This is a genomic window from Bacillus sp. FSL L8-0528 (genome assembly GCF_038593085.1).
In the GTDB taxonomy this organism is placed as follows: domain Bacteria; phylum Bacillota; class Bacilli; order Bacillales; family Bacillaceae; genus Bacillus; species Bacillus paralicheniformis.
On sequence record NZ_CP151961.1, the window covers coordinates 1,706,834 to 1,725,237 of the forward strand.

Genomic DNA, 18,404 nt, shown 5'->3' on the forward strand with positions numbered 1-18,404 from the left:
TATGGGCAAGATTGCTTTTCTATTCCCGGGCCAAGGTTCGCAGCATATCGGCATGGGACACGAATTGTATAAAAAAGAACCGAATGCAAAGAAGATTTTTGAAGAAGCGGATCAAACGCTTGAAACAAAACTGAGCAGCCTCATGTTTGAAGGGGATGCAAAGGAACTGACGCTTACATACAACGCGCAGCCAAGCCTTTTAACGGCGAGCACAGCAGCGCTTCAAAAACTGAAGGAATACGGCATTAAAGCCGACTATGCGGCAGGGCACAGCCTCGGCGAGTACAGCGCATTGGTAGCTGCCGGCGCCTTGTCGTTTAAAGACGCGGTTTATGCCGTCAGAAAGCGCGGCGAATTCATGAATGAAGCCGTGCCGGCAGGAGAAGGCGCGATGGCGGCCATTCTCGGCATGGACAGCCAGGCGCTGAAAGAAGTGACGGACAAAATTTCTGAAGAAGGAAACCTTGTTCAGCTCGCCAATTTGAACTGCCCCGGACAGATCGTCATCTCGGGAACAGCTAAAGGCGTCGAGCTCGCTTCAGAGCTTGCCAAAGAAAAGGGCGCAAAACGCGCGATCCCTCTTGAAGTCAGCGGGCCGTTCCATTCCGAACTGATGAAGCCGGCAGCTGATAAGCTTCGTGAAGTTCTTGATGCGTGCAAGATCAAAGATGCAGCCATTCCGGTCGTCTCCAACGTAACAGCCGACTTTGTAACGGATAAAGACGACATTAAGAATAAACTGATTGAACAGCTGTATTCCCCTGTGCGATTTGAAGAAACAATCAGCCGCCTGATTGACGAAGGCGTGACGACGTTCATCGAAATCGGTCCCGGTAAGGTTTTGTCAGGGCTTGTGAAGAAAGTGAACCGCAGAGTCAAAACGATTGCTGTGTCAGACCCGAACACAATTGAACTTGCCGTTCAAACGTTGAAGGAGGAAAACGAAAATGCTGGAAAATAAAACAGCCGTTGTTACAGGAGCCTCAAGAGGGATCGGCCGCGCGATCGCCCTGGACCTGGCGAAAAACGGAGCGAATGTCGTCGTCAACTACGCGGGAAATGAAGCGAAAGCGAACGAAGTCGTAGACGAAATCAAAGCGCTCGGCCGCGATGCGTTTGCTTTTAAAGCGGACGTTTCAAATGCGGATGAGGTTCAGGCGATGATGAAGGAAGCGGTCGGACGCTTCGGCACGCTTGACATCCTTGTCAACAATGCGGGCATTACAAAAGACAATCTGTTCATGAGAATGAAAGAAGATGAATGGGACGACGTCATTAACATAAACTTAAAAGGTGTGTTCAATTGTTCAAAAGCCGTGACAAGACAGATGATGAAACAAAGAAGCGGCCGGATCATCAACATCACCTCGGTTGTAGGCGTCGTCGGTAACGCCGGACAGGCCAACTATGTCGCGGCTAAATCAGGCGTGATCGGCTTGACGAAAACGCTGGCGAAAGAGCTTGCGTCTAGAAACATCACCGTTAATGCAATCGCTCCGGGGTTTATTTCGACGGAAATGACGGACAAGCTGACAAAAGACATTCAAGACGAAATGCTGAAGCAGATTCCGCTTGCACGGTTCGGCGATCCGTCTGACATCAGCAGCGCCGTTGTTTTCCTCGCATCTGACCATGCGAGCTACATGACCGGCCAGACGCTGAACATCAACGGCGGAATGGCTATGGTTTAAACGAAATCAAAAATTGAATTATCTCTGGTTTTTTAAAAACGAATCAACTATAATACTTGAGGGGAGGTGAATAGCTATGGCAGACGCATTAGAGCGTGTAACAAAAATCATCGTAGACCGCCTCGGCGTGGATGAAGCCGACGTCACTCTTGAAGCTTCTTTTAAAGAGGATTTAGGCGCTGATTCCCTTGATGTAGTTGAGCTTGTCATGGAACTTGAAGACGAGTTTGATATGGAGATTTCTGACGAAGATGCTGAAAAGATTGCAACAGTCGGTGACGCTGTGAACTACATAAATAGTAAGCAGTAAGCTCTTTTAAAGTCCCGTTTAAAGACGGGGCTTTATCCCTTTATAAATGCGGCTTTAATTTTAATGTTTTGCCCAATGATACACGAACCTGCCTTTTCATAGGAGGTGAGGTGAACTTGATGTGCCCATATGGAGGTTGCTATGTCAAAACATTCACATTTCAGAGACAAAAAAATGTTTCAAAAGAAAGCGGAGCAGTTTAAAAAGTTTCAGGAGCGGATTTCGGTTCAATTTCAAAACGAGAAGCTTTTATATCAAGCATTTACACATTCATCTTATGTGAATGAGCATCGAAAGAAGCCATATGAAGATAATGAGAGGCTTGAATTTTTAGGAGACGCCGTTTTGGAACTGACGATTTCTCAATTTTTATACGCCAAATACCCGGCGATGAGCGAGGGTGATTTGACGAAATTGAGAGCGGCGATCGTATGTGAGCCTTCTTTGGTTTCCCTGGCCCACGAGCTTTCTTTCGGAGAGCTAGTTCTATTGGGAAAAGGAGAGGAAATGACTGGAGGAAGAAAGCGTCCGGCGCTTTTAGCCGATGTGTTTGAAGCTTTTATCGGTGCGCTCTATCTGGATCAGGGGCTCGAAGCTGTCGTGGCCTTTCTGAAAGCGTACGTTTTCCCTAAAATCGACGATGGTGCTTTTTCTCATGTGATGGATTTTAAAAGCCAGCTGCAGGAATTTGTACAGCGCGACGGACGAGGTATTCTGGAGTATAAAATCCTTCAGGAAAAAGGACCGGCGCACAACCGCGAATTTGAAGCAAACGTATCGCTAAAAGGAGAAGTACTTGGGGTGGGAAGCGGCCGTTCCAAAAAAGAAGCAGAACAGCATGCCGCTCAAGAAGCGCTCGCGAAGCTGCAAAAACACCATATGAAACAATAAATCCCCCTTGCAAAACTCAGGGGGATTTCAATGTATTTTAAGCCTTTTCGATGGGGTTATGATAGAATTGTAATACTTTAATACATAAGGAGGATCACCATGTTCCTCAAACGTTTAGACGTGATAGGATTTAAATCGTTTGCAGAACGAATTTCTGTAGATTTTGTAAAAGGCGTGACAGCTGTCGTCGGTCCGAACGGCAGCGGAAAAAGCAACATTACCGACGCGATCCGCTGGGTGCTCGGTGAACAGTCCGCAAAATCGCTCAGAGGCGGCAAAATGGAAGACATCATTTTTGCCGGCAGCGATTCGCGGAAAAAGCTGAATCTTGCCGAAGTGACGCTGACGCTTGACAATGACGACCGCTTTTTGCCGATCGATTTTCACGAAGTCAGTGTGACGAGAAGAGTCTACAGATCGGGGGAAAGCGAATTTCTCATCAACAACCAGCCGTGCCGCCTGAAAGATATCATCGATCTTTTTATGGATTCGGGGCTTGGAAAAGAAGCGTTTTCCATCATCAGCCAAGGCAAAGTCGAAGAGATTTTAAGCAGCAAGGCTGAAGAGCGGAGAAGCATCTTTGAAGAAGCGGCCGGCGTATTAAAATATAAAACGAGAAAGAAAAAAGCCGAAAACAAGCTGTTTGAGACACAGGACAATTTGAACCGGGTCGAAGACATCCTCCACGAGCTCGAGGGGCAGGTGGAGCCGCTGAAAGTGCAGGCGTCGATCGCCAAAGACTACCTTGAAAAAAAGGATGAGCTTGAAAAAATCGAAATCGCGTTAACGGCGTATGATATCGAAGAGTTTCACGGAAAATGGGAAGCCCTTCAGCAAAAAGTCGAAAAGGCGAAAGACGAAGAAATGTCCTCGTCTGCGGCCATCCAGGCAAAGGAAGCCAAAATCGAAGAGGCAAGAGACAAAATTCAAGCGCTCGACGAATCGGTCGATGAGCTTCAGCAAGTGCTGCTTTTGACAAGCGAGGAACTGGAGAAGCTCGAAGGCCGGAAAGAAGTGCTGAAGGAACGCAAAAAAAACGCGACGCAAAACAGAGCTCAGCTTGAAGAAGCGCTCGTCCAGCGCAGTGAAAAAGAGTGCAGCCTGAAAGAAAAAATCGCCGCGCAGAAGCTTGTGTTTGAAAAGCTCGAGGCCGAAGCAAAAGAGCTTGCCCGAAAGGTGAAAGAAAAGAATCAGGCTCTCTCCGGATACAGCGAAAATGTAGAAGAAGAAATCGAACAGCTGAAAAGCGATTATTTCGAACTCTTGAACGAACAGGCATCCGTCCGGAACGAGCTTCAATTTCTTGAAGACCAAATGTCCCAATCCGCGGCGCAGCAAAAACGGCTCGCGCAAAACAATGAAAAATATTTAAGCGAGCGGAAGGAAATCGCCGACCGAAAGATGAAAACCGAACACGAATTCAGCCTCGTCGACGAGCGCCTTCACAGCCAGATTCAAGCATTCAGGGACGCGCAAAAAAGCTATGAACAGAAAAAAAGCCAGTATGAGAAAAAGGAATCCGCCCTTTACCAGGCTTATCAATACGTTCAGCAGGCGCGCTCCAAAAAAGAAATGCTTGAAGCGATGCAGGAGGACTTCTCAGGGTTTTATCAAGGCGTCAAAGAAGTATTAAAGGCCAAGAGCGAGCTTCCGGGCATTCGCGGCGCGATTGCAGAGCTGTTAAAGACGGACGAGCGGTATGAAACAGCGATTGAAATCGCGCTCGGCGCAACGGCCCAACATGTTGTCACAGACGATGAAGACGCTGCCAGACGGGCGATTCAATATTTGAAAAAGCATTCGTTCGGAAGGGCGACCTTTCTCCCGCTGTCCGTCATCAAAGAGCGCCGCATCCAGTCGCGAGACATCGAAGCGGCGAAAGAAAATCCGTCGTTCATCGGCATCGCCAGCGAGCTTGTTTCGTTTGATCCGGCCTACCGGACCGTTGTGCAAAACTTGCTTGGCACCGTGCTGATCACCGAGCATTTAAAAGGCGCCAACGATCTTGCCAAACGGCTCGGCCACAGATACCGGATCGTCACCCTTGAAGGGGATGTCGTCAATCCGGGCGGTTCAATGACGGGAGGAGCCGTTAAGAAAAAAAGCAGCTCGCTTCTGGGACGCAACAGGGAGCTGGAAGCCCAGACAAAACGTCTCGCCGAGATGGAAGAGAAAACCGAATTGCTCGAAAAAGAAGTGAAAGCCCTGAAGCAGACGATGCAAGAGCTTGATGCCAAACTTCAGTCACTCCGCGAGGACGGGGAACGCTTAAGAACCGAGCAGCAGGAAATCAAAGGGCGTCTGTACGAACTCGAAATCGCCGAGAAAAACGTCAACAGCCATTTGGAGCTCTACGACCAGGAAAAATCGGCTCTGCTGGAAGGGGACGAAGACAGGAAACGGCGTAAAAAAGAGCTTGAAGAAAAGCTCACATCGATCGCCGGCGGGCTGAAGCGCCTCGATTCCGAAATCGAAGCCATGACGGAGCGAAAGCAGACGCAGACCTCGACGAAAGAAGCGCTGCAAAGCGAGCTGACCGATTTGAAAGTGGTGCTGGCGAAAACCGAACAGTCGTGTGCAAATGAACGGGAAAAGCTCGCAAGACTTGAAGAAGAGTATGCCGAGAATGCGGAAGCGCTCAAGATTGCCGAAGAGGATCTCTCTTTCTTGACGACAGAAATGTCCTCGAATACTTCCGGCGAGGAAAAACTTGAAGAAGCTGCGAAAAAGAAGCTGAACGACAAAAATAAAACCGCAGAGCTGATCGCATCAAGAAGAGAGCAGCGGATGAAACTGCAAAAAGGCCTTGAAACCGAAGAGCTGGAACTGAAAGAAATGAAGCGCCAGTATAAGCAGATGGCAGGCCTATTAAAAGACGAAGAAGTCAAGCTCGGCCGCATGGAAGTCGAACTCGACAACCTGCTCTCTTTCCTGCGGGAAGAGTATGGACTTTCATTTGAAGGGGCGAGGGAAAAATATCCTTTGGAGCTTTCCCCTGAAGAAGCGAGAAAGCGCGTCAAGCTGATCAAGCTTGCAATCGAAGAGCTGGGAACGGTAAACCTCGGCAGCATAGAGGAATTCGAAAGGGTCAATGAACGCTACCTCTTCCTCTCGGAGCAGAAAGACGACCTGCTCGAAGCGAAAAATACGCTCTTTAAGGTTATCGAGGAAATGGATGAGGAAATGACGAAGCGTTTTGCGGAAACATTTGCACAGATCAGTTCTCATTTCGAAGACGTCTTCCGGGCGCTGTTCGGCGGCGGAAGAGCCGAACTCAAGCTGACAGATCCGAATGACCTGCTCCAATCGGGCGTCGATATTATCGCTCAGCCTCCGGGCAAAAAGCTGCAGAACCTGAGCCTGCTTTCCGGCGGGGAACGGGCCTTGACGGCGATCGCGCTCCTGTTTTCGATCCTCAAAGTCAGACCGGTTCCGTTCTGCGTGCTGGATGAAGTCGAGGCGGCGCTTGACGAAGCGAACGTGTTCCGCTTTGCCCAATACTTGAAAAAATACAGCCATGAAACCCAGTTTATCGTCATCACCCACCGCAAAGGAACGATGGAAGAAGCCGATGTTCTTTACGGCGTGACGATGCAGGAATCAGGCGTTTCCAAGCTGGTCTCAGTCAAGCTTGAAGAAACAAAAGAACTAGTTCAATAAAGCGAGGTTACAGGACATGAGCTTTTTTAAAAAACTGAAAGAAAAAATCACACAGCAGACCGATTCGGTTTCAGGCAAATTTAAAGAAGGCCTGGCGAAAACGAGAAATACGTTTCAGGAGCGGGTCAATGAGCTTGTCTCCCGCTACCGGAAAGTGGACGAGGATTTTTTTGAAGAGCTTGAAGAGGTTCTGATCAGCGCTGATGTCGGCGTTGCAACGGTGATGGAGCTGATTGACGAACTGAAAAGCGAGGTCAAACGAAGAAATATTCAGGACCCGAAAGAGGTTCAGTCCGTCATTTCTGAAAAGCTCGTCGAAATCTATGAAGGCGGGGAGCAGGAAGCAGCAGAGCTCCGCGTCGAAGACGGCCGCTTAAACATCATTTTATTCGTCGGCGTCAACGGCGTCGGCAAAACGACGACGATCGGCAAGCTTGCCCATCAATTCATCAAAGAAGGCAAAAATGTCGTCCTTGCTGCCGGAGATACATTCAGAGCCGGCGCGATCGATCAGCTTGAAGTGTGGGGAGAGCGCGTCGGCGCGCATGTCGTCAAACAGGCGGAAGGCTCGGATCCTGCGGCCGTTATCTATGACGCCGTTCAAGCCGCGAAAGCGCGCGGCGCCGATGTCCTGCTTTGCGACACGGCAGGCCGTCTCCAAAATAAAGTGAATTTAATGAAAGAACTCGAAAAGGTAAAGCGCGTGATTCAGCGCGAAGTGCCTGATGCACCTCATGAAGTGCTGCTCGTACTGGACGCGACGACAGGACAGAACGCGATGACACAGGCGCGCGAATTTTCCAAAGCGACTGATGTCTCCGGCATCGTGCTGACGAAGCTCGACGGAACGGCAAAAGGCGGCATCGTCCTCGCCATCCGCCACGAGCTCCAGATTCCGGTCAAGTTTGTCGGACTGGGAGAAAAAATGGATGACCTGCAGCCGTTTGAAGCAGAGTCATATGTATACGGCCTGTTTTCCGATCTGATCGAGAAAGAAGAGTAGGCGCGGAAAACCCCTTCGCCGGGGTTTTCTTTTTCGCCGTTATGTATGACAAGATAAAAACTTGACAGATCAAATATTTCAGCGTAAACTAATGTATCGTAAAGGGATTTGACTTAACAAAGGGGAGAGTCTCATGACGCTTGAAAAAACAACGAGAATGAATTACTTATTCGATTTCTATCAGTCGTTGTTGACATCAAAACAAAAAAGCTACATGTCGCTTTACTACTTAGACGATTTCTCCCTTGGCGAAATAGCTGAAGAATATCATGTCTCAAGGCAGGCGGTCTATGACAATATCAAACGAACCGAAGCCATGCTTGAGCAATATGAAGAAAAGCTACTTTTGTTTAAAAAATTTCAAGAGCGCAAGAAGATTTTTGAAGAGCTGAGAAAGCTGACTGACGGTCAGCCCGAAGCGGAATCCCTGATCGACGCGCTTGAGAAATTAGATTAGGAGGCGGCACTTAATATGGCATTCGAAGGATTAGCCGACCGACTGCAGCAAACGATCTCAAAAATCCGCGGAAAAGGAAAAGTAACGGAGCAAGACGTCAAAGACATGATGCGCGAAGTCCGTTTAGCACTCCTTGAAGCGGACGTCAATTTTAAAGTCGTGAAAGATTTTGTGAAAAAGGTAAGCGAACGAGCTGTCGGACAAGACGTCATGAAAAGCCTGACGCCCGGACAGCAGGTCATTAAAGTTGTAAAAGAAGAGCTGACGGAGCTGATGGGCGGCGAGGAAAGCAAGATTGCCGCTGCAAAGCGTCCGCCGACCGTTATCATGATGGTCGGTCTGCAAGGGGCCGGTAAAACGACGTCGACCGGAAAGCTTGCCAACCTGCTTCGCAAAAAACATAACCGCAATCCGCTGCTCGTGGCAGCAGACATCTACCGCCCGGCGGCGATCAAACAGCTGGAAACGCTCGGCAAGCAGCTCGATATGCCCGTATTTTCGCTGGGTGACAAGGTCAGTCCGGTGGAGATTGCCAAGCAGGCCATCGAAAAGGCGAAAGAAGATCATCATGACTACGTTCTGATCGATACGGCGGGGCGTCTTCACATTGATGAAGACCTGATGGATGAGCTTGAGCAGGTAAAAGAAACAGCTCAGCCGGAAGAGATTTTCCTTGTCGTTGATTCCATGACGGGTCAAGACGCGGTCAATGTTGCCAAAAGCTTCAACGAACAGCTCGGTGTGACGGGTGTCATTCTGACGAAGCTTGACGGTGATACAAGAGGCGGGGCGGCCTTGTCGATCCGCGCCGTGACAAACACGCCGATCAAATTTGCCGGAATGGGCGAAAAGCTTGATGCGCTGGAGCCGTTTCATCCCGAACGGATGGCCTCGCGAATTCTCGGAATGGGCGATGTGCTCACCCTTATCGAGAAAGCCCAGGCCAACGTAGACGAAGAAAAGGCGAAAGAACTCGAGCAAAAAATGAAAAATATGAGCTTTACGCTCGACGACTTTTTGGAACAGCTCGGACAGGTCCGCAATATGGGGCCGCTTGAAGATCTGATTCAAATGATGCCCGGCGCAGGCAAAATGAAAGGCTTAAAAAACGTTAAGGTTGATGAAAAACAGCTCAGCCATATCGAAGCCATCATCAAGTCGATGACCGGGAAGGAAAAAGAGCAGCCTGAGATCATCAATGCAAGCAGGCGCAAACGGATTGCGAAAGGAAGCGGGACATCCGTACAGGAAGTGAACCGTCTTTTAAAGCAATTTGAAGAAATGAAAAAAATGATGAAACAGATGACAAACATGACAAAAGGCAAGAAAAAAGGGTTTAAACTCCCCTTCATGTAACCTGTTTTCAGATGATAAAAACGTTGTTAAGAAAAAACACTTTACAAACACTTTTATCATTGTTAATATACTATCTTGTTGAAATATTTTCGGAGGTGCTAGTAAAATGGCAGTAAAAATTCGTTTAAAACGTATGGGAGCAAAAAAATCTCCTTTCTATCGTATTGTTGTAGCAGATTCTCGTTCACCGCGTGACGGCCGTTTCATCGAAACAGTCGGAACTTACAACCCGGTTGCAAAACCAGCGGAAGTCAAAATCGACGAAGAGCTTGCGCTTAAATGGCTTCAAACAGGAGCTAAACCGTCTGACACGGTTCGCAACCTGTTCTCTAAAGAAGGCATTATGGAAAAATTCCACAACGCTAAACAAAGCAAATAATGAGTGATCTGCACTTGGAAGAGCTGATTGTATCACTGGTCAAACCGCTTGTGGATCATCCGGATGACGTTCAGGTTTTCAGAGAGGAAAATCCAGAGCGGACGATGTTCCGCTTGTCTGTCAACAGAGAGGATACCGGCAAGATCATCGGCAAAAAAGGGCGCACTGCAAGGGCGATACGCTCTGTCGTATTTGCGGCAGGCGCACAGTCTTCTAAGAAAGTTCAACTTGAGATCGCAGACTAAGGGGAGAGGGTGAAAACCTCCCCCTTTTTTAACATGTAAGAAAAAATCGAAACAGATGAACGATTCCGATTGTCAGCTTATGCCAGGCTGCCGGATTTCAGGGAAAGGAAAATCACGGGACAGTAGGTGATGATGCCATGCAAATTATCCAACGTGTTACCGTTATGCAGGTTTTGACTGAAAACAGCAAAAAAAAGCTGCTGGCTTCTTTTGAAGAACGAAAGGAAATCCTTGAGCGCGAATGCAACCAGCTCTATTTTCAGCTCAGGAAACACGAAAAGGAACACCACAATCCGGCAGCGACTGAATCATTTAAAAAAGAAATTGAAAAACGCCAGGACAAGATTAAAATGATCGTTTTTCAAATCAATCAAATCCACACACTGCCGCTTGGCAGCGAAGTAAAGGAAAAAGAAATCGACGCTTTAATGAACATTGAAGTCGGGGATAATTGGCATGATATGACGACGGGAAAAACAATCGTGATTAAAGACGGGATCGTCATTGAAATTCGTCCGAGGTGAAGAAATGCTGAAACAATGGTTTAATGTAGGGAAAATTGTTAATACTCATGGGGTAAAAGGCGAAGTCCGCGTCATTTCAAGAACCGACTTTCCTGAGGAACGGTACAAGCCCGGAAACGCGCTCTACTTGTTTCGTGAAGGAACAGACGAGCCTGTCCAGGTGACCGTCAGCGCCCACAGGCTTCATAAACAGTTCCACCTTTTGCAGTTTAAAGAGGTTGAAACGCTCACCGAAGCCGAAAAATTCAAGAATGCCTTGATTAAAGTTCCCGAAGACCAATTAAGCCAGTTGGCGGAAGACGAATACTACTTTCACGAAATCATCGGCTGCGATGTTTTCTCGGAAGACGGGGATTTAATCGGCAAGGTGAAAGAAATTTTAACGCCGGGCGCCAACGATGTCTGGGTCGTGGCCAGACCGGGAAAGAAAGACGCGCTCATCCCTTATATCGACGCCGTTGTCAAAGAGATTAATGTGGCGGATCAAACGATCAAGATTCATATCATGGAAGGGTTACTTGACGAATGAAAATCGATTTTTTAACGCTTTTTCCGGAAATGTTTGAAGGCGTGCTCGGCTCGTCGATTCTGCAAAAAGCCCAGGATAAGGACGCTGTCCGCTTTCGCGTGGTGAACTTTCGGGCCTTTTCCGACAACAAGCATCAAACCGTTGATGATTATCCATACGGCGGGGGAGCAGGAATGGTGCTGAAACCGCAGCCTGTCTTTGATGCGGTCGAAAAGCTGACGGCTGAAGCCGAAGGGTCTCCAAGAATCATCCTCGTCTGCCCCCAAGGGGAACGCTATACCCAACAGAAGGCGGAAGAACTGGCGCAGGAAGAGCATTTAATGTTCATTTGCGGGCATTATGAAGGGTATGATGAGCGGATCAGAGAGCACCTGTCTACAGACGAGATTTCGATCGGAGATTTCGTTTTGACAGGGGGAGAGCTGCCGGCGATGATGATCGCAGACAGCGTTGTGCGGCTTTTGCCGGGCGTGCTCGGCAAGGAAGAATCGCATCTTGAAGACTCTTTCAGCACGGGGCTTCTTGAACACCCCCATTACACGCGGCCGGCAGATTACAAAGGCCTGAAGGTGCCGGACGTTCTGACAAGCGGGAACCATGCGAAAATCAAAGAATGGCGGCGGAAGGAGTCTCTCAGGCGCACTTTTTTAAGGCGGCCCGACCTTCTGGAAAACTATCCTTTATCTGAAGAAGAACGAAAATGGATTTCTGAATGGAAAAACCGGTAGATTCTATTGCACCCGGGAAAAAGGTGTGGTATGATACTACTTGTGACTTGAACGGGAACGCTCGTTTAAGTTTGAAAACGATGTTCCGCTGTGCCGGTTAACTCGCGCAAGAGCATCTGTTGGAAGGAGTTGAAGACGATGCAAAAATTGATTGAAGAAATCACAAAAGAACAATTGCGCACTGATTTGCCTGCGTTCCGTCCTGGTGATACTTTACGTGTACACGTTAAAGTTGTCGAGGGTAACCGTGAGCGTATCCAGGTTTTTGAAGGTGTCGTGATTAAGCGTCGTGGTGGCGGAATCAGCGAAACTTTCACAGTTCGTAAGATTTCTTACGGTGTCGGAGTTGAGCGTACATTCCCATTGCACACACCGAAAATCGCGAAAATCGAAGTTGTCCGTCATGGTAAAGTACGCCGTGCGAAACTTTATTACTTGCGCGAACTTCGTGGAAAAGCGGCTCGTATTAAAGAAATCAGACGATAATGATAACGAACGAAAAGAGCTTGTTAACCATAACAAGCTCTTTTTTTGTCAAACAAGTATATATGCACCGCACCATTAAAAGAATAGCAATAACAGAAAGTAGGTGTCAGACAAATGGTGATCCAATGGTTCCCAGGGCATATGGCCAAAGCGAGGCGGGAAGTAACGGAGAAACTCAAGCTGATCGACATTGTATACGAACTGGTCGACGCCAGAATTCCGATGTCTTCAAGAAACCCGATGATTGAAGAGATTTTAAAGAACAAACCGAGAATCATGCTGCTCAACAAAGCGGATAAAGCGGATTCCTCCGTGACAAAGGCTTGGAAGCAGCACTTTGAAAAAGACGGAATTCCTTCCCTCGCCATCAACTCGGTCAACGGGCAGGGGCTCAATCAAATTCTTCCCGCTTCAAAAGAGCTGCTGAAAGAAAAGTTTGATAAAATGAAAGCAAAAGGTGTAAAGCCGCGCGCGATCAGAGCGCTGATCGTCGGCATTCCGAACGTCGGCAAATCGACTTTAATCAACCGGCTGGCGAAAAAAAACATTGCCAAAACGGGCGACAGACCCGGGATCACAACGGCGCAGCAGTGGGTGAAGGTCGGAAAAGAGCTCGAGCTTCTCGATACCCCGGGGATTTTATGGCCGAAGTTTGAGGACGAGCTTGTCGGGCTGAGGCTTGCGGCAACAGGCGCAATTAAAGATTCGATTATCAACTTGCAGGATGTCGCCGTCTACGGTTTGCGCTTTTTGGAAGAGAATTACCCTGAGCGCTTAAAAAAGCGCTATGATCTGGAGGAGATTCCAGAAGAGATTGCAGCGCTTTTTGATGAGATCGGAAAAAAACGCGGCTGTCTCATGGCCGGAGGCGAGATTAATTACGACAAGACGACAGAAGTCATCATCCGCGATATCCGCACCGAAAAGTTCGGTCCGCTTTCTTTTGAAAAGCCGGAGGATATGTAAAAAGGCGCGCTTTTAAAAGAGCGGGCCTTTATTTTTGCAGGAGATGCGCCGATAAGAACATTAGGGGAGAAGAGAAAGTGAAAACATTAACCGTCAAAGAAATTAAAGAACATCTTCAATCGGTGAGTGATGAAAAAGACCCTTTTATAGAGCAGTGCAAAAATGATGGGCGGAAAAGCGTCCAAGCGCTTGTCGACGCCTGGCTGAAGAAAAATGAAAGGCTTTCGGCCATGCGGGAAGAGTGGCAGGTGATGACGTCTTTCGAACGGTCGCTGAGAGCGCGGGGCTATCAATATATCGCCGGAATCGACGAGGCGGGCAGAGGGCCTCTCGCAGGGCCGGTTGTTGCCGCCGCTGTCATTCTCAAAGAAGACTGTGAAATATTAGGGCTGACAGATTCGAAAAAACTGTCAAAGCAAAAAAGAGAAGACTATTATTCATACATAATGGAAGAAGCCGCAGCAGTCGGCGTCGGGATCGCGGACGCCCATGAGATCGATGAGCTGAATATTTATGAAGCCTCGAAAGCGGCGATGCTGAAAGCGGTCCAAGCGCTGGACGTCGCTCCGGATTATCTTCTTATCGACGCCATGTCGCTTGCAGTCGATACAGAGCAGTCATCGATCATTAAAGGGGATGCCAAAAGCGCATCGATAGCGGCAGGCGCATGCATCGCAAAAGTGACGAGAGACAGGCTGATGGATGAATACGCCGAAAAGTATCCTCTCTACGGGTTTGAAAAGCATAAAGGCTACGGAACAAAAGAGCATCTGCATGCCCTTGCCAAATACGGCCCGTCGCCGATACACCGAAGATCGTTCGCCCCTGTTAAAGCACATGAATAACGTTCCGGAGGAAGAATGACTTTGATGATGCTGAACGATGTACATAACAGCTTAAGAAAACAATTTGAACAAGCTGATCCTCTCCAGCGGATCAGCGGGACGGAGACGGATCAGAAAAGACTGATGCTCGGCAAAGTGCTCCGCTTTATCAGCGAGCAGTTCGCCGAAATACAAATCGGCAATACGAAATGGCAGGGGAAGCTTGAGGTACCCCTGAAAGTGGGCGCTCATTACTGGTTTTCGTATGAAAAGAAGCCTGATGAAGCGACAGGCCGCCTTCAGGTCGTTGAAGCGTTTGACAAAAACCCGAAGACAGTGCAGGATGCCGCTTTTAAGCTGTTGAACGGGCTTTCTTTGAAGCGGACGAAGGAAGCTGTCTTTCTGGTCGGAGCGTTGCTGAAGGAGCAGCAGCCGATCAGGGAAAACGATTTAAGAGCCGCCATCAAGTGGCTTGAAAATCTGCCGAAGTCTGACGCCCAAAAAGGCGCCGATGCCGTCATGTTCGCTCTTAAACGCGAACTTCCCGTCCATCCCGGCGTGCTCGATTCGATTTTGGCCGTCAAAAACCCCGTACCGCTGAACGAGCAGATTGCGAAAACGTTTGATATGATCACGAACGCCGCTCAGCTATCCGCAGGCATGGAAAAGCTGAAGCAGGCGCTTTTGCCTGTTTTACAAGCGGAGACCGAGGTGCATGCCGAAAGGCTGATTCAAAAGCTTGCAGAACACGTCAGGTCACTCGAAAAAGGAGAACTGCAGGGCGTTCAGCCATTAAAGCCGCAGGTTCAGTCAGAAGTCGGGAATCCTTTGCAAAAAGCTGACGCCGACGGCACCCAAGGACAAGAAGCAAAAGCTGTTCAGCAGAAGCCGCAAATCGCAGAAATCGCGGCAGCTAAAGACCTGTTCGCTAAATTGGCGGCACAAGCCGAAACGAACGGGACGCATATTGTAAAAGAAGCGGCAGGCGTCATCAGAGCGCTTGAATCGCGCGGATCTCTGGGACAAGCTCCGGCCGTTCCGGGCGGATTCACGCCAAAAGAGACGGAATTATTGCAGCATATCATGAAAGAAACAGCGCCTGCATTAACGAATAAAGCCGATGTATTTTCCGTTCTCCTCAAGATCAAAGACCTTTTAGGCGTCAGAGATGAACTCTCATTGTTGAGAGCGATGGAAAACGGAGCTGTCCTCAAAGAGCAGGGCCTTCAATCTTTAAAGCTCGTGCTGAATGAAATGAGGCATGCTTCCGATCTTCCGGCTCCTGTAAAACAGGAAGCGGACCAAATCTTTCACCGTTTAAACGGACAGCTGTTTTTGCAGAATGATCAGCCTGCCCAAAGCCAGCTTTTTCTGTCGTACCCTTTGTTTTCAAAGAACGGCGTCCAGGATTTGACCGTTTTCTTAAAAGGGCAAAAAAAGGACGACGGAAAGATCGACCCTTCCCAGTGCCGCCTCATGTTTTACCTTCAGTTGGAGGCCTTGGAAGAGACGGTGATCGATTGTTTAATCCAGCAAAACGTCATGACGGTTACAATTGAAACAGGGTTCGACTTGGAGCCTTTGCTTGCACCGCTGGTCCCCGCTTTAAAGGAAAACCTGAAAGAACTGGGCTACAGCTTGTCAGGCGTCACGGCAAAAAAACGGGAAAACATGAAGCTTGCTCCTTTTCTGGACGCCCGTTTTGAACAAATTACAGAGAGCGCAGTGGATGTGAAAATATGAAGGAAGAATCTGTTCCATTAAGAAGAGCTGTTGCGCTTCATTACGATGAAATGAAGGATAAGGCGCCGAAGGTGGTTGCCAAAGGATCGGGATACACGGCGGAGAAGATCATTGAAGAGGCGCAGAAAGCCGGTGTTCCGATTCAGGAAGATGCGACGCTTGTCGAATTAATGCGCCACTTGGAGCTTGACGATCACATTCCTGAAGCGCTCTACGAAATCGTCGCCGAGATCTTTTCATTTGTCTATACGCTTGATGAAAAAATGAAAAAGAGGGAATGACTTTTGAAAAAAAGCCGTTTCCTCTATTAATTTTATATTTTTAATAAAATAAAAGTGTGAATGTTTAGAAGGATTTTACGATTTCTCATCGAAACCTAGACAATCGATCTATGATTATATAAAATGAAAGCGCAGTCTATTTTTATTTTTGCTACATAAGTTAGGAGGATGGGAAATGAATATCCATGAGTACCAAGGGAAAGAAGTACTCAGACAATACGGAGTGGCTGTTCCGGAAGGTAAAGTGGCATTTACAGCAGATGAAGCGGTCAAAGCAGCGGAAGCGCTGTCCAGCTCGGTTTATGTCGTGAAAGCTCAAATTCACGCCGGCGGACGCGGTAAAGCTGGCGGGGTTAAAATTGCAAAATCAAAAGAAGAAGTCAAAGCCTATGCGGAAGAATTGTTGGGGAAGACGCTTGTCACTCACCAGACAGGTCCCGACGGCCAACAAATAAAACGCTTACTTATTGAAGAAGGCTGCGATATCAAAAAAGAATACTATGTCGGTCTGGTTCTTGACAGGGCGACTTCACGCATCGTGCTGATGGCATCCGAAGAGGGCGGCACGGAAATTGAAGAAGTCGCTGAAAAAACGCCGGAAAAAATCGTCAAAGAAGTGATCGATCCGGCTGTCGGACTGCAGAGTTACCAGGCGAGAAAAATCGCCTTCGCCATCAATATCCCGAAAGAGCTTGTCGGCCAAGCCGTTAAGTTTATGATGGGACTGTACAAGGCGTTTACTGAAAAAGACTGTTCCATTGCTGAAATCAATCCGCTCGTCGTCACAGGGGACGGAAAAGTCATGGCCCTTGACGCCAAGCTGAACTTTGACAGCAATGCGCTATACAGACAAAAAGACATCTTGGAGTACAGAGATCTCGATGAAGAAGATCCGAAGGAAATCGAAGCATCCAAGTATGATTTAAGCTATATTTCGCTCGATGGAAACATCGGCTGCATGGTCAACGGAGCGGGGCTTGCGATGTCGACCATGGACATTATCAAGCACTACGGAGGGGAACCGGCCAACTTCCTTGACGTTGGAGGCGGCGCGACAGCTGAAAAGGTAACGGAAGCGTTCAAGATCATTTTGTCTGATCAAAACGTCAAAGGGATCTTTGTCAATATTTTCGGCGGCATCATGAAATGCGACGTCATTGCAGAAGGCGTTGTTGAAGCGACGAAACAAGTCGGTCTGACATTGCCGCTTGTCGTTCGCCTTGAAGGCACCAATGTCGATCTCGGCAAGAAGATCCTCGATGATTCAGGACTCAATATTACGTCTGCGGAATCAATGGCTGACGGCGCGCAGAAAATCGTATCCTTAGTGAAGTAAGAAAGGCAGGGGACCAAAATGAGTGTATTTATTAATAAAGACACAAAAGTCATTGTTCAGGGGATAACGGGTTCAACCGCTTTGTTTCACACAAAGCAGATGCTTGAATACGGAACGAAAATTGTCGGCGGAGTCACACCGGGCAAAGGCGGAACAGAGGTCGAAGGGGTGCCTGTGTTCAACACGGTCGAAGAGGCAGTCAAGCAGACCGGGGCAAATGCGTCTGTCATTTACGTTCCTGCGGCTTTTGCGGCCGATGCGATTATGGAAGCGACAGATGCTGAGCTTGATCTTGTCATCTGTATTACTGAGCACATTCCGGTGCTGGATATGGTAAAAGTGAAAAGGTATATGGAAGACAAGAAAACAAGGCTCATCGGTCCGAACTGTCCGGGAGTCATTACGCCTGAGGAGTGTAAAATCGGGATCATGCCCGGATATATCCATAAAAAAGGCCATGTCGGCGTTGTGTCGCGTTCAGGAACCCTTACATATGAAGCGGTTCATCAGCTTTCAGAAGCAGGAGTCGGCCAGTCGACTGCAGTGGGGATCGGCGGAGACCCTGTCAACGGGACAAACTTCATCGATGTACTGAAGGCGTTTAATGAAGACCCTGATACACATGCGGTGATCATGATCGGCGAAATCGGCGGAACAGCTGAAGAGGAAGCGGCCGAATGGGTGAAAGCCAACATGACCAAACCTGTCGTCGGTTTCATCGGAGGAAAAACAGCGCCTCCCGGCAAGCGCATGGGGCATGCCGGCGCCATCATTTCCGGAGGAAAAGGTACGGCGGACGAAAAGGTCAAAACGATGAATGCCTGCGGTATCGAAGTGGCTGAAACGCCTTCTGTCATGGGAGAAACATTGATTAAAGTGCTGAAGGAAAAAGGCCTTTACGAAACATGTAAAACACACTGATCTTAACATGAGCGGGAATAGTCCGATTGGTCTATTCCTGCTTTTTCATAACTGGTTAAATCGTTTAGTACTTT

General features: G+C 48.3%; 20 protein-coding genes. All 20 read left to right on the top strand.

Annotated features, from left to right (window positions below):
- Window position 1 precedes the first annotated feature (1 nt).
- Window positions 2-961: an ACP S-malonyltransferase gene (gene fabD / locus MHI30_RS08695; RefSeq protein ID WP_075752865.1), complete on the top strand. Its 960-nt coding sequence runs from the start codon at window positions 2-4 to the stop codon at window positions 959-961.
- Complete coding sequence (gene fabG, locus MHI30_RS08700) at window positions 948-1,691, top strand: 3-oxoacyl-[acyl-carrier-protein] reductase (RefSeq protein WP_023857217.1); 744 nt, start codon at window positions 948-950, stop codon at window positions 1,689-1,691. The genes fabD and fabG overlap by 14 nt, the downstream gene beginning before the upstream one ends.
- Window positions 1,692-1,767: 76 nt before the next feature.
- Window positions 1,768-2,001 carry an acyl carrier protein gene (acpP, locus tag MHI30_RS08705; protein ID WP_003181706.1) on the top strand — a complete coding sequence of 78 codons (234 nt, stop codon included), beginning with the start codon at window positions 1,768-1,770 and terminating at the stop codon, window positions 1,999-2,001.
- A gap of 141 nt (window positions 2,002-2,142) precedes the next feature.
- Window positions 2,143-2,892 (top strand): ribonuclease III, encoded by a 750-nt coding sequence (gene rnc / locus MHI30_RS08710; protein WP_075752863.1) that lies wholly within the window; start codon window positions 2,143-2,145, stop codon window positions 2,890-2,892.
- Window positions 2,893-2,991: 99 nt separating this feature from the next.
- Window positions 2,992-6,552, top strand: coding sequence for a chromosome segregation protein SMC (gene smc / locus MHI30_RS08715; protein WP_075752861.1), 3,561 nt, complete (start codon window positions 2,992-2,994; stop codon window positions 6,550-6,552).
- Window positions 6,553-6,568: 16 nt separating this feature from the next.
- Window positions 6,569-7,555 carry a signal recognition particle-docking protein FtsY gene (ftsY, locus tag MHI30_RS08720; protein ID WP_065644117.1) on the top strand — a complete coding sequence of 329 codons (987 nt, stop codon included), beginning with the start codon at window positions 6,569-6,571 and terminating at the stop codon, window positions 7,553-7,555.
- Between the two features lie 133 nt (window positions 7,556-7,688).
- The gene (locus MHI30_RS08725) at window positions 7,689-8,012 is read left to right on the top strand and encodes a putative DNA-binding protein (RefSeq protein WP_043925936.1); all 324 of its coding nucleotides are present in this window, start codon (window positions 7,689-7,691) and stop codon (window positions 8,010-8,012) included.
- A 15-nt stretch (window positions 8,013-8,027) separates the two neighbouring features.
- The gene (gene ffh, locus MHI30_RS08730; protein ID WP_020451368.1) at window positions 8,028-9,368 is read left to right on the top strand and encodes a signal recognition particle protein; all 1,341 of its coding nucleotides are present in this window, start codon (window positions 8,028-8,030) and stop codon (window positions 9,366-9,368) included.
- A gap of 106 nt (window positions 9,369-9,474) precedes the next feature.
- A complete protein-coding gene (gene rpsP / locus MHI30_RS08735) occupies window positions 9,475-9,747 on the top strand; it encodes a 30S ribosomal protein S16 (protein WP_006638197.1) in 273 nt (90 codons plus the stop codon).
- Entirely contained in the window at window positions 9,747-9,992 is a 246-nt protein-coding gene (locus MHI30_RS08740; protein WP_023857213.1) for a KH domain-containing protein, read from the top strand. Before rpsP ends, MHI30_RS08740 begins: the two co-directional genes overlap by 1 nt.
- A gap of 137 nt (window positions 9,993-10,129) precedes the next feature.
- The gene (locus MHI30_RS08745) at window positions 10,130-10,516 is read left to right on the top strand and encodes a YlqD family protein (protein ID WP_075752859.1); all 387 of its coding nucleotides are present in this window, start codon (window positions 10,130-10,132) and stop codon (window positions 10,514-10,516) included.
- Window positions 10,517-10,520: 4 nt separating this feature from the next.
- Window positions 10,521-11,045, top strand: a complete 525-nt coding sequence (gene rimM / locus MHI30_RS08750) for a ribosome maturation factor RimM (protein ID WP_075752857.1) — start codon at window positions 10,521-10,523, stop codon at window positions 11,043-11,045.
- Window positions 11,042-11,773 carry a tRNA (guanosine(37)-N1)-methyltransferase TrmD gene (trmD, locus tag MHI30_RS08755; RefSeq protein ID WP_075752855.1) on the top strand — a complete coding sequence of 244 codons (732 nt, stop codon included), beginning with the start codon at window positions 11,042-11,044 and terminating at the stop codon, window positions 11,771-11,773. The genes rimM and trmD overlap by 4 nt, the downstream gene beginning before the upstream one ends.
- 138 nt (window positions 11,774-11,911) lie before the next feature.
- Entirely contained in the window at window positions 11,912-12,259 is a 348-nt protein-coding gene (rplS, locus tag MHI30_RS08760; RefSeq protein WP_003181728.1) for a 50S ribosomal protein L19, read from the top strand.
- Window positions 12,260-12,373: 114 nt separating this feature from the next.
- The gene (gene ylqF / locus MHI30_RS08765; RefSeq protein ID WP_020451374.1) at window positions 12,374-13,225 is read left to right on the top strand and encodes a ribosome biogenesis GTPase YlqF; all 852 of its coding nucleotides are present in this window, start codon (window positions 12,374-12,376) and stop codon (window positions 13,223-13,225) included.
- A 77-nt stretch (window positions 13,226-13,302) separates the two neighbouring features.
- The gene (locus MHI30_RS08770) at window positions 13,303-14,070 is read left to right on the top strand and encodes a ribonuclease HII (RefSeq protein ID WP_075752853.1); all 768 of its coding nucleotides are present in this window, start codon (window positions 13,303-13,305) and stop codon (window positions 14,068-14,070) included.
- A gap of 24 nt (window positions 14,071-14,094) precedes the next feature.
- Window positions 14,095-15,792, top strand: coding sequence for a hypothetical protein (locus MHI30_RS08775; protein ID WP_075752851.1), 1,698 nt, complete (start codon window positions 14,095-14,097; stop codon window positions 15,790-15,792).
- Complete coding sequence (locus tag MHI30_RS08780) at window positions 15,789-16,073, top strand: FlhB-like flagellar biosynthesis protein (RefSeq protein WP_025811381.1); 285 nt, start codon at window positions 15,789-15,791, stop codon at window positions 16,071-16,073. The genes MHI30_RS08775 and MHI30_RS08780 overlap by 4 nt, the downstream gene beginning before the upstream one ends.
- A 175-nt stretch (window positions 16,074-16,248) precedes the next feature.
- Window positions 16,249-17,409 (top strand): ADP-forming succinate--CoA ligase subunit beta, encoded by a 1,161-nt coding sequence (gene sucC, locus MHI30_RS08785; RefSeq protein ID WP_075752849.1) that lies wholly within the window; start codon window positions 16,249-16,251, stop codon window positions 17,407-17,409.
- 18 nt (window positions 17,410-17,427) lie between these two features.
- Window positions 17,428-18,330: a succinate--CoA ligase subunit alpha gene (gene sucD, locus MHI30_RS08790; protein ID WP_020451379.1), complete on the top strand. Its 903-nt coding sequence runs from the start codon at window positions 17,428-17,430 to the stop codon at window positions 18,328-18,330.
- Window positions 18,331-18,404 lie beyond the last annotated feature (74 nt).

Coding starts and splice junctions, on each gene's coding strand:
- fabD (WP_075752865.1), top strand. CDS start 2: ATGGGCAAGATTGCTTTTCTATTCCCGGGCCAAGGTTCGCAGCATATC.
- fabG (WP_023857217.1), top strand. CDS start 948: ATGCTGGAAAATAAAACAGCCGTTGTTACAGGAGCCTCAAGAGGGATC.
- acpP (WP_003181706.1), top strand. CDS start 1,768: ATGGCAGACGCATTAGAGCGTGTAACAAAAATCATCGTAGACCGCCTC.
- rnc (WP_075752863.1), top strand. CDS start 2,143: ATGTCAAAACATTCACATTTCAGAGACAAAAAAATGTTTCAAAAGAAA.
- smc (WP_075752861.1), top strand. CDS start 2,992: ATGTTCCTCAAACGTTTAGACGTGATAGGATTTAAATCGTTTGCAGAA.
- ftsY (WP_065644117.1), top strand. CDS start 6,569: ATGAGCTTTTTTAAAAAACTGAAAGAAAAAATCACACAGCAGACCGAT.
- MHI30_RS08725 (WP_043925936.1), top strand. CDS start 7,689: ATGACGCTTGAAAAAACAACGAGAATGAATTACTTATTCGATTTCTAT.
- ffh (WP_020451368.1), top strand. CDS start 8,028: ATGGCATTCGAAGGATTAGCCGACCGACTGCAGCAAACGATCTCAAAA.
- rpsP (WP_006638197.1), top strand. CDS start 9,475: ATGGCAGTAAAAATTCGTTTAAAACGTATGGGAGCAAAAAAATCTCCT.
- MHI30_RS08740 (WP_023857213.1), top strand. CDS start 9,747: ATGAGTGATCTGCACTTGGAAGAGCTGATTGTATCACTGGTCAAACCG.
- MHI30_RS08745 (WP_075752859.1), top strand. CDS start 10,130: ATGCAAATTATCCAACGTGTTACCGTTATGCAGGTTTTGACTGAAAAC.
- rimM (WP_075752857.1), top strand. CDS start 10,521: ATGCTGAAACAATGGTTTAATGTAGGGAAAATTGTTAATACTCATGGG.
- trmD (WP_075752855.1), top strand. CDS start 11,042: ATGAAAATCGATTTTTTAACGCTTTTTCCGGAAATGTTTGAAGGCGTG.
- rplS (WP_003181728.1), top strand. CDS start 11,912: ATGCAAAAATTGATTGAAGAAATCACAAAAGAACAATTGCGCACTGAT.
- ylqF (WP_020451374.1), top strand. CDS start 12,374: ATGGTGATCCAATGGTTCCCAGGGCATATGGCCAAAGCGAGGCGGGAA.
- MHI30_RS08775 (WP_075752851.1), top strand. CDS start 14,095: ATGATGCTGAACGATGTACATAACAGCTTAAGAAAACAATTTGAACAA.
- MHI30_RS08780 (WP_025811381.1), top strand. CDS start 15,789: ATGAAGGAAGAATCTGTTCCATTAAGAAGAGCTGTTGCGCTTCATTAC.
- sucC (WP_075752849.1), top strand. CDS start 16,249: ATGAATATCCATGAGTACCAAGGGAAAGAAGTACTCAGACAATACGGA.
- sucD (WP_020451379.1), top strand. CDS start 17,428: ATGAGTGTATTTATTAATAAAGACACAAAAGTCATTGTTCAGGGGATA.